Raw genomic sequence first — 15006 nt, 5'->3', positions numbered from 1 at the left:
CGTCGGGCGGGATGGGAGAGGGGTGCGGCCGGTTGGGGGTGGGCGGGGCCGGGCACCTGGGCGGGGTCAGACCTGGGGACGGATGATGGACTTGAGTGCGCCGGCGACGCTCCGGGAGGCGGTGAGGGCCGCCTCCGCGTCGGCCAGTCCGAAGTGGCCGGTCACGAGGGGGGCCAGGTCGACCTGTCCCGAGGCAACCAGGGCGATGGCCGTCGGCCACGTGTTGGCGTAGCGGAAGGTCCCCGTCACCGTCAGCTCGCGCTCCTGGATCCGCGACACGGGCAGGGCGGCCTCGTCCCCGCCCATACCGACGAGCACGGCCCGGCCTGCGCGGGCGAGGGCCCGCAGGCCTGACGTGACGGCGCTCGGGTGCCCCGAGCACTCGACGAGGACGGTCGGCTCGACCGGGAAGGGTGTGCCGTCGGTGCTGCGGGAGTCGATCACCCGCGTTGCCCCGAGGCGCGCGGCGACCGACAGTCGGTCGGGGTTGACGTCGGTGACCGTGACCTCGCTTGCGCCGAAGGCGCGGGCGACCTGGGTGACGATGAGCCCGATGGGTCCGGCGCCCGTGACCAGGACGTGGTCCCCCGGGGAGACGGACGCCTTCCGGCAGGCCCACACCGCAACGGAGACCGGCTCGAGCAGCGCCGCGCTGTCGAGGTCCATCGAGTCCGGCACCGGATGGGCGAAGGACTCGTGCGTGAGGACGAGCTCGGCAAGGGCGCCGTCGATCGGTGGTGTCGCGTAGAAGCTCATCGCCGGGCAGAGGTTGTAACGCCCGGCCAGGCACTCGGCGCAGGTGAAGTCGGGGACGCCCGGCTCGATCGAGACGCGGTCGCCCACCCGCACCCTGGTCACGCCCGACCCGGTCGACGCGACCACACCGGCGGCCTCGTGACCGAGGACCATCGGCCGCTCGACGATGTGGCTGCCGATCCGCCCCTGCTCGTAGTAGTGGACGTCCGACCCGCAGACCCCCACCGACTCGACCCTCACGAGGACCTGGCCCACCCCCGCGACGGGATCGGCGCGGTCCTCCATCCGGATGTCTCCGACACCGTGCAGCACCGAGGCGCGCATCTGTTCCTCCTGTTGACGACGGTCCGACCCGCCCCATTGGACCACCGGACGCCGGGCGGCGCTCGATGACTTCGAGGCGTCACTCATCCGACGCCAGGGTGCCGGGGCCTCAGCCGAGGTGACCCCGCACCGACGCGTGGCCCTTGAGCAGGTTGCGCGCGATGGTCCGGCGCTGGATCTCGTCGGTGCCCTCGTAGATGCGCAGGAGGCGCAGCTCGCGGTACCCCCGCTCGATCGGCAGCTCACGGGTGTAGCCCATCCCACCGTGGATCTGCAGGACGCGGTCGACGATCTCGTTGGCCTTGAGGCCGCCATAGAGCTTTGCCATCGACTGCGCCTGGCGCGAGTCCAGGCCCTGGTCGACCTGCCACGCCGCCGCCAGGACGAGCCAGCGCAGCGCCTCGATCTCGACGGCGGAGTCGGCGATCATCCACTGGATGGCCTGGCGCTCGGCGATCGGCTGCCCGAAGGTGACCCGGTTGTGCGCCTGCTCCATGGCCATCTCGACGAGCCGCTCGCAGGCACCGAGAGCCCGCGCCGGCAGGAGGTAGCGGCCGCGGCCGATCCAGCGCATCGCCAGGTCGAACCCCTTGCCCTCCTCGCCCAGGATCGCGGTGTGGGGAACGCGAACGTCCTTGAACACCAACGCTGCCGGCCCCCACTCGCCCATGGTGTCGATCTGCTGCGAGGTCCATCCGCGCTCCCGGTCGACGAGGAAGCAGGTGACGCCACCGTCGGCGCCCCTTTCCTTGTCGGTCACCGCGAAGACCATGACGAAGTCGGCCTCGGTCCCGCCGGTGATGAAGGTCTTCTCACCGTCGATGACCCACTCGTCACCCTCGCGCCGCGCCGACGTGCGGATGGCCCGGGCGTCGGACCCGGCGCCCGGCTCGGTGATGGCGAAGCAGGACTTGCGTTCACCCGAGATCGTCGGCAGGAGATAGGTCTGCTGCTGCTCCTCGTTGGCGTCATAGAGGATGTTGTCGGCGTCCCCACCGAACGTGAACTGCACAAAGGTCCGTCCGAGCTCGACCTCGATGAGGGCCGCCATGACGGCCCCGAGGCCCATGCCGCCGTGGTCCTGCGGGGTCTGGATGCCGAAGAACCCCGACGCCTTCGCGGTGCCGCGCAGGGCCTTGAGGTCCTCGGGCCTGAGGCCGCGCTCGCCGCGCCGCTCCCGGACCAGGACCTCCTGCTCGAGGGGCACGAGCTCCTTCGTCACGAAGGTGCGCACCCAGCTGCGGATCTCGCGCTCCTCGTCGTTGAGGGTCAGGTCGACCATCGGTCAGCTCCTTCGTCGTCGGGCGGCGGTGGGCGCTCCGCCGGTGACGGGCGGTGCGCGGCGCAACTGAGCGCTCGCTCAGTCAAGACCAGCGCGAGTATGCCGTCAAGATCTGCGCCTGCGCCCCTCACCCGCGCCTGCTGCGGCCCGGAGCGGCGCCCGGGGACCCGTCGCAGGGTCACTCCTCCGCAAGGTCGAGTGAGGTGACGAGGAGCTCCTCGCCACTCGTGACCGACACCTGGTTGCCTCCGCAGGCACGACACAGCAGCAGGAGCTCGACCGAGAGCGTCGTGTCCTCCCTGCAGAGCAGACAGTGCAGGGTGACCGGGCGGTGGTCGACGTCCAGGCGCGATCCGGCGAGGGGGGTGTCGTCGCACACCATGGTCCAGCAGTAGGCCAGGGTGTCCGGCACGATCTGGCGCATCCGGCCGACCTGGAGGTGGATGACCGAGACCGGTCGCCCGGCCGCGGCCCGGTCGGCGATGTCGTAGATCGCGCCACACAGGGACAGCTCATGCATCGGTGGCCGCCGTCTCTCGCACGGCCGTCAGCCGGCCGGCCCCGTCCAGGGATGGCATCGACCAGGTCTGCGTGACCGTCAGCCCGACGACCTCCCCGACACCCCGTCGCGGCGGGCCCGGGGAGCTGACGAGCAGCCGGCCGCCCCGGACGGAGACGACGTGGTCGGTCGAGGGACCGCGGTAGCGCACGCTCTCGACCCGGCCGGGCAGGTCGCCGCCGAAGCGGACCCAGTCCGGGCGCACGAGGACCGTCTCGTGGCCCCGGACACCGACCACGCCACCGACCGGGGCGTCGATCGCCCAGCCGTCGAGGGCGGCAGCGCCGAGGGCAGCAGCGTCAAGAAGGGACGCCGGGCCGGTCAGGCGGGCCGTCTCCGCGTCCACCGGCTGTGCGTAGACCTCTTGCGGGGTGCCGACCTGGACGAGCCGACCCGCTCGCAGGACGGCGATCCGGTCCGCGATGGCGAGCGCCTCGGCCGCGTTGTGCGTGGCGTAGAGCGCCGCCGCACCCAGCGCCTCGCGACGGCGGGCGATCTCCTCGAGCACCACCGAACGCAGGTGGGTGTCGAGGTGGGCGGTGGGCTCGTCGAAGAGGAACAACGCCGGGTCGCGGGCGAGCGCCCTCGCGAGGCCGACCCGCTGCTGCTCGCCGCCCGAGAGCTGGGCGGGGCGCCGGTCCGCCAGTGGCGACAGACCGAGCCGCTCGAGCAACCCCGCGGCCTCCCGCCGGGCCGCCCCCTTGGGCAGGCCGCGTCGCCGGATCGGGTAGGCCACCGTGTCGAGGACCGTGAGGTGCGGCCAGAGCGCCGCCCCCTGGAAGACCAGTCCCACGCGACGGTCCTCGGGAGCCACCCACCCGCCGGCCCCCGCCACCACCCGGTCGCCGATCGCCACGACCCCCGAGTCGGGCTCGATGAACCCGGCGACGGTGTGCAGCAGGGTGGTCTTTCCCGACCCGGACGAGCCGAGCAGCGCGATGACCTCCCCGGGCCACACGTCGAGATCGACCCCGGTCAGCGCCACGACCCCGTCGTAGGTGACGCACAGCCCGCTCAGGCGCAGCGCAGGGATCGTCATCGGGCCTCCGACACGGCGTCGGGCCGACGCACCGGGCGTCCTCGTGGGACGCTGCCGGGTGGCCGCCGCCGAGTCTCCCGCATCGTCAGCGCGACGGCGCCGGCGCCCGCCACGAGCAGCGCCGGCAGGGTGAGGACCACGGCCATGGCGGCGCTGCCCCCGACGTCGCCGAGCTGCTGCTGGTTGAGCACGACGACGGCGAAGGTCTCGGTGTCCGGCCCATAGAGGATGCTGCTCATCGTCAGCTCGTGCAGGGCGAAGAGCAGGACGAGGCCGCAGGAGGCGAGGAAGCCGCTCGCCATCACCGGTGCGGTGATGGTCGCAAAGACGGTCCGGGGGTCGGCCCCGCTGGCCCGGGCTGCCTGGCCGAGCTCAGGAGCGACCCGGTCGGCCCCGGACGCCAGGGCGCGATAGCCGAGCGCCCAGCACTTGCCGAGGTAGGCCACGAGGATGATCGCCGCCGATCCGCCCAGCCAGTGCCCGTAGGTGATCAGCACCCCGATCGCGAGCGCGGTGCCCGGCACGGCATACCCGAGGGTGACCGCGGTGCCCAGCCGCCTGCCGGCAGCGCCACCCACCCCGACGACGATCCCGGCGAGGGCGGTGACGGTCACCGCAGCGACGCCCGCGAGGAGCACACTGCGTCCGAGACCGGCCAGCGCTGGTCCGCCGATACCGGTGGCGTAGTTCGACACCGTCCAGTTGCCGGGGACGGGCGCCAGACCGGGCGCTCGCGTGAAGGACGTCGCGGCCAGGGCCACCAGGGGGAGTGCCATGCTCAGGAGCAGGTATGCCGTCAGGGCGCCGGACACGAGGCGGGTCGCGGTCGAGCGTCGGTGGACGAACTTCGCGCCGCCCGGACCGCTTCGCGTGAGCCCCACACCGATCCGGCCGAGCCCACGGTCGGCGCCGACGAGGGTGACGAGGACGAGCACGACCATGAGGAGCGCGACGACGCACAGCCGGATGAACGCCTCGGGCGACGCCGCGAGGGAGAGCTGCTGGTAGGCGAGGGTCGCCAGGGTCTGGTAGCCCTCGGCCGACCCGAGCACCTGCGGGACGGCGAAGCTGTTGACGACACCGACGAGGACGACGGCGCCCGCGCCCAGCAGCGGTCCCCGCAACAGGGGCAGGTCGATGGTGACGAAGGTCCGCCAGGACCCGGCCCCGCTCGCCCGGGCCGCCCGCACGAGGTCGGGCTCGCGGCGCACGGCCAACGCCGCGCTGACGATGAGCCAGACGAGGGGGACGGCGTCCACGGCGAGCAGGAGCGCGATCCCGGGCGCGCCGTGCAGGCCCGGCAGGCTGATCCCCGCGAGGTGGTCGAGGAGCCCACCGGAGCCGTAGGCCTGCATCCAGCTGAGGGTCAGGGAGAACGGGGGGACGAGCAGCGGCATGACGAGGGCCAGTCGCCACCGGGCCGGGCGGCAGAGCATCGACCGGTCGAAGGCCACCGCCAGGGCGGTGCCGACCGCCACGGCGGTCACGGTGACGACGAGAGCGAGCTGGACGGTGTGCCCAAGGGCGACCCGGACCTCGCCCGCCGCGAGGGCTCCCGTCACGCCGTCGGTGCCGCCCTCGAGTGCCCCGCGCGCGAGGAACGCCACCGGGGCGAGCACCAGAGCCGCGACGAGCAGGGTCACGGCGAGCACCACGGCCGTCCGGACCCGGCCCGGGGCCACCCCGGGCGAGACCACCCGGGGAGAGCTCACTGCACGAACACCGACCGGTACTGCGTGAGCAGCTCCTGCTGTTTCCCGAAGAGCGCGGTCCAGTCGGGCGAGACGGACTGCGCCCCGGCGGGCTGCGGGGGACCGGCCACGCCGGGGACGATCGGCTGCCACCCGGTGGCCGCGATGCGCTGCTGCCCGTCGGTGCTCAGCACGTATCCCATGAGGTCCTTCGCCGCCGGGGCGTGCACGGATGCCGCGGTCAGGGCGATCGGGCTGTAGAGGGCGATGGCACCCGGTTTCGGCCAGACCAGGTCGACCGGAGAACCCTTCTTGATCGCGTCACGGACGAGGGAGTCCAGGGTGATCCCGACGGAGAACGTCCCCTGGGCGACCTGCGTGACGACGTCGGGGACACTGGCGACCTGCCGGGCCCCGTTGGCTCGCAGGGCGCGGTAGTAGTCCATCCCCTGGGTCTGCGAGAAGTAGCCCAGGGCGGCGAACGCCGAGCCGGCGAAGGCGGGGTCGGGCACGGCGACCTTGCCGGCGTAGGCCGGGGACGTCAGGTCCGCCCAGCCCGTCGGGACGGGTTGCAGCCCGTGCTGGGTCACGAGGACGAGGTAGAGCAGGCGGGTCCCCCAGAAGTGGGCCGTGCGGTACTGCTTCGGCACGGTGGTGAGCTCCGGGAGCGGCCACGGCGCGAGGAGGGACTGGTCCGTGTAGGACTGCATCGAGAGCGGGTCGGTGCCCCAGATGACGTCGGCCTTGAGGCCTCCGGAGCGCAGGTCGGCGGCGATCCGGGCGTTGAGCTGACCCGTCGCGGCCCGGAAGACCGTGACCGTGGCGCCGGGATGGGCCTGCTTGTAACCGGCCGTCACGGCGTCGACGGTCTCCTGCGTGACGGAGGTGTAGAGCGTCAGGCTCGAGGGGCCGCCGCCCGCTGAGGCGTCCGCCAGGTTCGGTGTCGCGGCGGGCGACGGCGAGGTGCCGCAGGCCGTGGCGAGCAGGACACCCAGCACGGCTGCGGCGGTGACGCAGCGGCGCCTCCAGTGCCTCGTCATCTCCCTCGTCGCCGGTCTCATCCGATGGCCAGGGCCGTGCCACGGTGCTCGACGCCCGTGTTCGCGATGGCCAGATGGCGCGCGGTGTAGCGCTGGAGCTGGCGGAGCTCCGCCGGTGTCAGCCGGTCGCAGACCCAGTGCCAGTGCAGGGACACGACGTCGCCCGGGACCAGCTCGCCGACGAAGCCCGTGCCGGCCCGCGCACACTCCGCGGTCTCGTCCACCGGCTCTGCGAGGGACAGGACCCGCCCGTCCCACACGATGGGCCGCGAGCGGACCACGGCGCGGTCGCCGAGGACGGTCTGCACGGTCCCCCACCGGATCCGGCAGCGGTCGAGCACGGTTACTGCGGTCGGGGCCTTGCGGTCGTCCCGCAGCAGCCCCACCCACGGGTAGACCTCGAAGACGTGGAAGCTGTGGTGGGGCACACCCCCGGCCACGACTCCCTCGGCCAGGTGGGAGAAGTCGTGCCCCGTCCGGGACCGGAAGCGGTCCTCCATCGAGTTGCCGATGTCCGTGGTGCTGATCCGGTCGAGCAGCGGGCTGCCGATCCAGTACGCCTCGACGACGCGACGGTCCAGCGGGTCCCGGATCCCGGTGCCGCGGGCGATGAGCTCGAGGTAGGGCCACGCCCCGTGGAACCCCTTCGCGAGGTCGACCAGCCCGGCGTCGGTCACCCCGGCCGAGCCGTACTCGAACAGCGCGAGGTGATCCGTCGGCCCGCAGTAGCCGAGGGCGTTCGGCGGATAGGCGTAGCGGGCGAAGAGCTGTGGGCCGCTGACCTCGTGAGTCGTGATCATGCCTCGTCCCGGCCGCGTCCGAGCAGCTCCAGCCCGGACCGCGCTTCGGCTGCCTGCTCGGGCCCGACCTTCTCCATGGCCATGCCCATGTGGATGATGACCCAGTCACCCGGTCCCAGCGGAGCGTCGTCGAGCATGCCGACGTTGATCTTGCGGGCCACGCCCTCGACCTCGACGAGCGCGAGCTGCCCGCCGTAGCCCTCGAGGAGCTCGACGACCTGTCCGGGGATCCCCAGGCACATGGTCACCCCACCCGTGCCGTGTGGCGTGGGCCCGAGAGGGCCAGGTGCTCGCGCACGAGCTCCCGCACCGCGGACGCGGCCGGGACGACCGCCGCCGACACGAGGTCGGACAGGCCCATCCGCTCCCCGACGTCGACCACCTGGGCGCCGACCAGGCACGTCCTGGGGAGCTGCCCACCCAGCGCCGTGACGCCGGACAGCACCGCCACCGGGTCCATGCCGTGGGCGTCGAGCCAGCCCGACCCGTTGTCGGCGGCGCGCACCTCGAGGACCTCGACCCGCCCCTGGTCCCCGCGGTCGGGGAGGGCGTCGACCAGGACGGCGAGGTCCCAGCCGTCGAGGAGGTCGTAGGCCAGGTGCATCCCGCGAATGCCGTAGTCGGCGACGTGGACGTCGGGCAGTGCCTCCAGGTCCTGCAGGTGGCGCACGACCTCGCAGCCGAAACCGTCGTCGGCCAGGAAGATGTTGCCGATCCCGGCCACGAGGACCCGCGGGCTCACATCGCCCGCATCCGCAGGTAACGCTGGATGTCGGGGATCGACCTGACCCCGAGGACCACCGCTCCTGCCAGGGCGGCGGCGGCCACCATGGTGGTCAGCTTGCCGATCGTGTTCATCAGGACTCCTTTCGTTGGGTCCCAGCGCCTGCTGGGTCGTGGCGTGCCGTCTCGATGTCCTGCGCCTCGACCGGGACGAGCTCGTCCGGCGCGAAGTAGAGGTAGCGCCCGTACCACTCGTGCTCCTCGGCGGCGGGGTCGTCGACGAGGATGACGCCGAGGTGGGTCCCACCGTCGACGTCGTGGTGCACCCCCGTCACCCGGGCCAGCTGCCCGCGGAAGAACAGGTCCTGGGCGTCGGCGCGCCGGGTCGGCTCGATCCGCACCATGCTGTCCCGCGCGACCGCGTGCCCGTCGATGAGCACGACGTCGGTGGCCGGGTCGACCTCGGCGTCGCGTTCGGGATCCCACCACGGGACGTCGCTGCCCCGGACAGGCGTCGTCCAGGTCGAGGGTCCGTCGGGGCCGACCTCGGGACCAACCTCGCCCCCGGTGGCGGGGCCGGAGGGGTCGCGCAGCGCGCCGTGCATCCGGGCCAGGGCCTGCGGGGTGAGGCGCTCGCTGCGGTCGACGATCTCGGCCGCCCGGGGGTCGGTGGCTCGGGCCTCGGCCTTCTCGGCGTCCGTCATCGTCAGGATGCGCAGCGTGAGGATCTCGTCGATCTCGGTGGCGTCGAAGAGGCTGCCGGCGCTCTCCGGGGCGATCTGGGGGTGCTCGTCGAGGATGATGGGCGAGGCCAGCAGGACGTCGTCGGTGCCCGCGGGGCCGGCGAGCAGCGGCCAGCACCGGTGGTGTCGGCATTCCTGCGCGGCGTCGCGCAGCCGCTCCGGGGGGTCCAGCGCCGACACGAACGCGCCGCCGGCACAGGTCAGCAGGAGATGGGCACCGAGGAACGACCTGCGGGTCGCGGCGGGGGCGTCCGGTGAGGTGAGCTCGCCCAGGTTCTCGACGCGCAGGCGCACGCGGGCGACTCCCGGCGGCAGCCCGGTCGTCGTCGAGCGGACGGTCACCGAAGCCGTGAGCGGCCATCGGGTGCGCAGCTCGCGGCCGACGACGCTCCCGTCGTCACGGCATACCTCCGTCGTGTCGCAGCCACCGGGCACGCTCACCGCAAAGCTGGTCTCCGTGTCGCCGAGGGAGGCGGTCCCCACCTCCAGCTCGTGCTCCACCGCCTCGTCCCACGGCAGGACGGCCCGCTCGTCGACCTGCAGCTGCGCGACCTCGTCGCCCGCCGGTGACTTCACGGTCCGCACCTGGAGCTGGAGGAACCGGAGCCACACGGTCACGCTCGCCCCGAGGCGGTGCGACACGAGGAACTCCACTGCGAGAGAAGCCTCCTCTCCCACTCCCGCGGCAGCGGCGCCCTGCGGCCCGAGCACCCCGAACTGCCACCGCGAGCGGTTCTTGGCCGAGCTCGCCCGATAGGGATAGAGCAGGTAGCCCTCGTAGAGCACCGCGTCGGCGACGACCCTGGCGGTGTCGAGGTTGGCCTGCGTCGAGGAGCTCACGAGGCCACCTCCCGGGAGTGGTCCAGCAGCTCCTGCAGGGCGGCGGAGTGCGACATCAGCCCGCGCCCCGCCTTGTATGCCGTCAGGGCCGCGAGCGTCTCGTGCTCCACCCGCACCCAGCCGACGCCGTGGAAGTGCTCGTCGACGAGCGCCCGCCACGTCGAGACGGGCAGGTCGAAGCGGCACTCACGGTCCCAGGGGATCTGCTCCACCCCGAAGCCGGTCAGGCCGCGGGTGAACACCGTGCCACTGAAGAGAAAAATAAGCGGGACCGTGCCCTCACCCAGGACGTTGAGGTATTTCGACGCGGTGACGTCGAAGTCGTAGGTGCATGGCATCGGCAGGTCGACCTCGGTGGTGCCGGTGAAGCCCTGGACCATGGTGGCGCAGTGCAGCCAGACGAACGGGTGCACGGTGGTGCCCCACCGGTCGCGGGTCCCGAAGAGGTCGCTGAGCGCGAGGCCCTCCTCCTGCGTGTGGCTGCGCCGTCCCGGCTCGATCCGGACCTGCGCCCGCAACGCCATCGCGTGGACCGGATCGGGTCCGGGGCTCTCGATCCGCAGGCGGGCCAACAGGATTGGCGACGCGGCATACTGCTCCGGGGTGATGTCGAGCACCGTGAAGTCGACGCTCATCGCGGCGCTCCCGCCGGTCTGCTGCGGGCCTGGACCGACTGGAACCACGCGTCGATCCGGGCCCGGGCCTCCTGGCCGCCGTCGAAGCCGCGCCACACCTGCCGCAGCAGCCCGACCAGCTCGTAGCAGGCGTCGATCGGCACCAGGTGGGCCTCGGCCGCACCGGTGCCCGGGACCCGGATGATGACCGCCTCGGTGTCCGGCGCGGCGAGCCCGAGCGCGGGGTTGGCGGTGACCACGGACTCCCACGCGTCGAGCTCGAGCTCCGACTCGGCCGCCCCTGCCGGTCCGGGATAGAACGCGACGGTCCGACCGGAGGCCGAGCTGCGGAAGAAGAACGCCAGGCCGACGGGGATCTCGAGGGTGCTCCACTGGGCCGGTCCGAGCCGGAACCCGGGGAAGGAGAGGTATCGCTCCGGGACGGCCCGATAGCTCTGGCGGGCTGCGTCGCCGGAGAAGAGGAGGTAACACCCGCGGCAGGTGCACAGCAGCGCCCGGCTCTCGAGGTTGACCACGTGCTGGTGCTGGTCCCGGATCGGCTCGGCGCACATCTCGCACCGCTCGCCGACGGGAGCCGGGCGTCTCGACGTCGCGAGGCGGCGCAACGTGCCCACCGGGACGGGGCTGCTCATGTCGGCACCGGCTCCGGGACGGTCGGGACGGCGACGGACAGGACGCCGTCGCGGCGCAGCACGGGGAAGGGCTCGAGGTGTCCGACCGTCTCCCCGACACCGGCGCCGGCTGCCCGCACGTCGTAGTGCGCCTGGCAGAGCGGGCAGGTGAGCACGGCGGACCCGACGGGCGCCCCGGCCCGTCGACCGAGCCGGGCCCCGGCCATCGAGCCGTCGCAGACGGCGCAGTCGTCGGCGAAGGCGAACAGGTCCGGGCCCACCCTGCAGACGAGCAGGGAGGTGCCCGCGACCCGGAAGCCGCCGACCTCGCCGTCCCCCAGCTCACCGAGCTCGGGCGCGCCCTCCCAGTGGCCCCGCGCCTCGTCGTGGGCCGTGAGCCTCGCCCGCAGCGCGGAGAGCGGGATGAGCGCCGGCGCCGCGCCCTCGGGCTTCTCGGGGGCGACGACCTCGACCGACAGGACCTCAGGTGCCGCAGCCTCGATCGCGCCCTCGACGGCCAGCTCGAGGGTGGCCGAGGAGGACGGGCAGCCGTCGCAGCTCCCGAGGAGCTGGAGGCGCACGACACCCTCGCCGGTGACCTCGATGAGCTCTACGTCGCCGCCGTGGGTGCCGAGGTAGGGCCGCACCGACTCCAGGGCCGCCTCCACTCGGGTGCGAACGTCCTCGGGGTGCAGGCCGTGCACGATGAGGAGGCTGGCCACGAGGTCGTCGGCGACGAGGTCCCTCAGCGCGTCCCGGCCCGGCTCGCCGCGCTGGGCGAGGACGGCAAGGATCCGGGACAGTCCCTCGCCATAGAGCTCGGTCACGAGGCGCACGAGCTCCTCGGCCCGCTCCCGGGCCACGGTCCCGCCGGAGGAGAGGGCCTCCAGCAACGTCTCGATGCGCTGCCCGGACGCGCGGAGCACGTCGGGATGCTCGCCCTCCGACGGCGCTTCCCGGTGGATGCTCACTCGCCGGTCATCGCCGCGGCGGGGGAGTGCGTCAGGTCGAGGTGCTTGCCGTCCCCGAGATACATGTGGACGCCGCACGGGAGGCAGGGGTCGAAGCTGCGCACCGTGCGCATGATGTCGATCCCCTTGAAGTTCTCCCGGTCGTTCTCCTCGAAGATCGGCTGACCCTGGACGGCGTCCTCGTAGGGACCGGGCGTGCCGAACGCGTCACGAGGGCTGGCGTTCCACGGGGTCGGGGGATAGGGGTGGTAGTTGGCGATCTTGCCGTCCCGGATGACCATGTGGTGGGACAGGACCCCGCGCACGGCCTCGGTGAAGCCGCAGCCCACTCCCTCGTCCGGGACCTCGAAGGACTCCCACGTCTTGGTCCGTCCCGCCCGGATCTCGACAAGGGCCTGCTCCGCGAAGTGGAGGGCAGCGGCCGCCGCGTAGGCCTGGAAGTAGGTGCGGGCGCGGTTGCGCTCGAGGGTGTTGCTCCACCGGGGGATCTTCCACTCGAAGCTGACCGGACCCTTGAGTGCCGTCTTCGGCAGGTTGATCTGGACACTGTCCCCGGTGGCCTTGACGTAGCCGATGTCGACGAGGCCGGCCAGCGCCGTGGTCCACAGCCGGGCCAGCGGTCCACCTCCGGTGTCGAGAGCCAGGTGGTCGGTGCCGTCGAACCAGCGAGGGGACATGACCCAGCTGTACTTGTCCTCGAGGTTGCGCTTCTGGGGCTTGGGGTTCGTGTGCTGGTTCCACGGGTGGTGCGAGTCCACGGGGTTGCCCAGCGGGTCGTTCTTGACGAACATCTCCTGACCCTGCCAGTCCTCGTAGTACGACGACCCGAGGAGGATCCTGATGCCGAGGTTGATCTCCACGAGGTCCGTGGTCACCAGCTTGCCGTCGACGACGACCCCGGGCGTGACGAACATCGCCCGGCCCCAGTCGGTCATGTCCTTGTAGGCGAAGTTGCACACCTCGGGATCCTGGAAGGCGCCCCAGCACCCCAGCAGCGTGCGGCGCAGGCCGGACTGCTCGTATCCCGGGATCGCGTCGTAGAAGAAGTCGAAGAGGTCGTCGTGCATCGGGACGACCTTCTTCATGAACTCGATGTAGCGCATCAGCCGGGTGATGTAGTCGGTCATGAGCTGGATCGTCGCGACGGTGCCGACCCCCCCGGGGTAGAGCGTCGAGGGGTGGACGTGGCGACCCTCCATGAGGCAGAACATCTCGCGGGTCGAGCGGCTGACCTGGAGGGCCTCTCGGTAGAACTCGCCGGTGAACGGGTTGAGCGAGCGCATGATGTCGGCGATCGTGCGATAGCCGTGCTGGTCCTCGTGCGGGGAGCGGGTGTTCTCGGCCTTCGCGAGGACGGCCGGGTTGGTCTCCTTGACCATCCGCTCGCAGTAGTCCACCCCGACGAGGTTCTCCTGGAAGATGTTGTGGTCGAACATGTACTCGGCGGCCTCGCCGAGGTTGACGATCCACTCCCCGAGGTTGGGGGGCTTCACGCCGTAGGCCATGTTCTGCGCGTAGCACGAGCAGGTCGCGTGGTTGTCGCCGCAGATGCCGCAGATCCGGCTGGTGATGAAGTGGGCGTCCCTCGGGTCCTTGCCCTTCATGAAGATCGAGTAGCCGCGGAAGATCGACGAGGTGCTGTGGCACTCGACGACCTCCCGGTTGGCGAAGTCGATCTTCGTGTAGATGCCCAGCGAGCCGACGATCCGGGTGATCGGGTCCCAGGACATCTCCGTGAGCTCGCGGCCGTCGGAGCCCTCGCGGGTGGGAGTGGGGATCGTCGACGTCATCGTGGTGCCTCTCTGCAGACGGCGCGGGCGACCGCTGACCCGTGGCCGGGGACGCCGAGGGGTGGGAACTACCAGGTGCGGCGGGCTCCTGTGGTGAGCTCTCGGCCGGGCTTGCGCCAGCTGGGCTCCTGATCGACGGTCTTCGTCGTGAACTTGCGCAGGTTGCGGATGGCCGTGCCGTAGACCCCGACCGCAGCGGTGGACAGCTTGCCGCCCGGTGGCTCGTCCATGAACGGCATGAACTTGTCGGGGAAGCCCGGCATGGTGCACCCGATGCAGATCCCGCCGACGTTCGGGCAGCCGCCCACGCCGTTGATCCACCCGCGTTTGGGGACGTTGCACTTGACCACCGGGCCCCAGCAGCCGAGCTTGACGATGCATTTCGGGCTGCCGTACTCGGTGGCGAAGTCGCCCTGCTCGTAGTAGCCGGCCCGGTCGCAGCCCTCGTGGACGGTGGCGCCGAAGAGCCACGTCGGTCTCAGCTGGTCATCGAGAGGGATCATCGGCGCCTGACCGGTGGCGAGATAGAGCAGGTAGGTGATGGTCTCCGAGAGGTTGTCCGGGTGCACGGGACAGCCAGGGACGCACACGATCGGAATGTCGGCCTTGGACCTCCACCGCCAGCCGAGGTAGTCGGGGACGCCCATCGCGCCCGTGGGGTTGCCGGCCATGGCGTGGATGCCGCCGTACGTCGCGCAGGTCCCGGCGGCGATGATCGCCGTGGCCTTGGGGGCCAGGCGATCGAGCCACTCGCTCGTCGTGACTGGCTGCCCGGTGGCGGGGTTGTTGCCGAACCCGGACCAGTAGCCGCCCTCGTCGTGCAGCTTCTCGTTGGGGATCGAGCCCTCGACGACCAGCACGAAGGGTTCGAGCTCGCCTCGGTCGGCCTTCCAAAACCACTCGAGGAAGTCGTCGGCGCCCCCGGCCGGGCCGCACTCGAAGTCGATGAGGGGCCAGTGCACGGCGACTTGGGGAAGCCCGGGAAGAGCGCCGAGGGCGATCTCCTCGATGCTCGGTTGCGTTGCCGCAGTAAGCGATACGGAGTCTCCGTCGCAACTGAGCCCCGCGTTGAGCCACAGCACGTGGATCAGGGCTTCCTCGGCTTTGACCGCAGCTGGTGTGGGCATCGGTGCCGCTCTCCGGAGCCGTTGGCACACCCAGCCCCTCGGTCACCGGAGCCGGCCATCGGCCCACCTGCATGA

General features: G+C 71.8%; 16 protein-coding genes. All 16 read right to left on the bottom strand.

Features of this window, described 5'->3' with window-relative positions; translation table 11 throughout:
- Positions 1 to 66 precede the first annotated feature (66 nt).
- On the bottom strand, positions 67 to 1167 hold the full coding sequence (locus ACLL9L_RS06955; protein WP_411283916.1) for an NAD(P)-dependent alcohol dehydrogenase: 1101 nt from the start codon (positions 1165 to 1167) through the stop codon (positions 67 to 69).
- A gap of 22 nt (positions 1168 to 1189) precedes the next feature.
- A complete protein-coding gene (locus ACLL9L_RS06950; RefSeq protein ID WP_411283915.1) occupies positions 1190 to 2362 on the bottom strand; it encodes an acyl-CoA dehydrogenase family protein in 1173 nt (390 codons plus the stop codon).
- A 178-nt stretch (positions 2363 to 2540) separates the two neighbouring features.
- A complete protein-coding gene (locus tag ACLL9L_RS06945) occupies positions 2541 to 2882 on the bottom strand; it encodes a hydrogenase maturation nickel metallochaperone HypA (protein ID WP_411283914.1) in 342 nt (113 codons plus the stop codon).
- The gene (locus ACLL9L_RS06940) at positions 2875 to 3960 is read right to left on the bottom strand and encodes an ABC transporter ATP-binding protein (protein ID WP_411283913.1); all 1086 of its coding nucleotides are present in this window, start codon (positions 3958 to 3960) and stop codon (positions 2875 to 2877) included. Before ACLL9L_RS06940 ends, ACLL9L_RS06945 begins: the two co-directional genes overlap by 8 nt.
- Positions 3957 to 5672 (bottom strand): ABC transporter permease, encoded by a 1716-nt coding sequence (locus ACLL9L_RS06935; RefSeq protein ID WP_411283912.1) that lies wholly within the window; start codon positions 5670 to 5672, stop codon positions 3957 to 3959. Before ACLL9L_RS06935 ends, ACLL9L_RS06940 begins: the two co-directional genes overlap by 4 nt.
- Entirely contained in the window at positions 5669 to 6691 is a 1023-nt protein-coding gene (locus ACLL9L_RS06930) for an extracellular solute-binding protein (RefSeq protein WP_411283911.1), read from the bottom strand. The genes ACLL9L_RS06935 and ACLL9L_RS06930 overlap by 4 nt, the downstream gene beginning before the upstream one ends.
- Before the next feature lie 17 nt (positions 6692 to 6708).
- On the bottom strand, positions 6709 to 7491 hold the full coding sequence (locus ACLL9L_RS06925) for a DUF6390 family protein (RefSeq protein WP_411283910.1): 783 nt from the start codon (positions 7489 to 7491) through the stop codon (positions 6709 to 6711).
- Positions 7488 to 7733: a HypC/HybG/HupF family hydrogenase formation chaperone gene (locus ACLL9L_RS06920; RefSeq protein ID WP_411283909.1), complete on the bottom strand. Its 246-nt coding sequence runs from the start codon at positions 7731 to 7733 to the stop codon at positions 7488 to 7490. Before ACLL9L_RS06920 ends, ACLL9L_RS06925 begins: the two co-directional genes overlap by 4 nt.
- 2 nt (positions 7734 to 7735) lie before the next feature.
- Positions 7736 to 8233 (bottom strand): hydrogenase maturation protease, encoded by a 498-nt coding sequence (locus ACLL9L_RS06915; RefSeq protein ID WP_411283908.1) that lies wholly within the window; start codon positions 8231 to 8233, stop codon positions 7736 to 7738.
- Positions 8230 to 8349 (bottom strand): DUF6893 family small protein, encoded by a 120-nt coding sequence (locus ACLL9L_RS06910; protein WP_411283907.1) that lies wholly within the window; start codon positions 8347 to 8349, stop codon positions 8230 to 8232. The genes ACLL9L_RS06915 and ACLL9L_RS06910 overlap by 4 nt, the downstream gene beginning before the upstream one ends.
- Entirely contained in the window at positions 8349 to 9797 is a 1449-nt protein-coding gene (locus ACLL9L_RS06905; protein ID WP_411283906.1) for a hypothetical protein, read from the bottom strand. The genes ACLL9L_RS06910 and ACLL9L_RS06905 overlap by 1 nt, the downstream gene beginning before the upstream one ends.
- Positions 9794 to 10432 carry a DUF6084 family protein gene (locus ACLL9L_RS06900; protein ID WP_411283905.1) on the bottom strand — a complete coding sequence of 213 codons (639 nt, stop codon included), beginning with the start codon at positions 10430 to 10432 and terminating at the stop codon, positions 9794 to 9796. The genes ACLL9L_RS06905 and ACLL9L_RS06900 overlap by 4 nt, the downstream gene beginning before the upstream one ends.
- The gene (locus ACLL9L_RS06895; protein WP_411283904.1) at positions 10429 to 11064 is read right to left on the bottom strand and encodes a DUF5947 family protein; all 636 of its coding nucleotides are present in this window, start codon (positions 11062 to 11064) and stop codon (positions 10429 to 10431) included. Before ACLL9L_RS06895 ends, ACLL9L_RS06900 begins: the two co-directional genes overlap by 4 nt.
- Entirely contained in the window at positions 11061 to 11969 is a 909-nt protein-coding gene (locus ACLL9L_RS06890) for a NifU family protein (RefSeq protein WP_411283903.1), read from the bottom strand. Before ACLL9L_RS06890 ends, ACLL9L_RS06895 begins: the two co-directional genes overlap by 4 nt.
- 41 nt (positions 11970 to 12010) lie before the next feature.
- Positions 12011 to 13804, bottom strand: a complete 1794-nt coding sequence (locus tag ACLL9L_RS06885; protein WP_411283902.1) for a nickel-dependent hydrogenase large subunit — start codon at positions 13802 to 13804, stop codon at positions 12011 to 12013.
- 68 nt (positions 13805 to 13872) lie between these two features.
- Positions 13873 to 14931, bottom strand: coding sequence for a hydrogenase expression protein HypE (locus tag ACLL9L_RS06880; protein WP_411283901.1), 1059 nt, complete (start codon positions 14929 to 14931; stop codon positions 13873 to 13875).
- Positions 14932 to 15006 lie beyond the last annotated feature (75 nt).

Origin of the sequence: Lapillicoccus sp. (genome assembly GCF_046595215.1) — a bacterium.
Taxonomy (GTDB): Bacteria; Actinomycetota; Actinomycetes; order Actinomycetales; family Dermatophilaceae; genus Lapillicoccus.
Note: the sequence above shows the minus strand (reverse complement) of the source record. Positions and strands in the feature narration are given on the sequence as shown.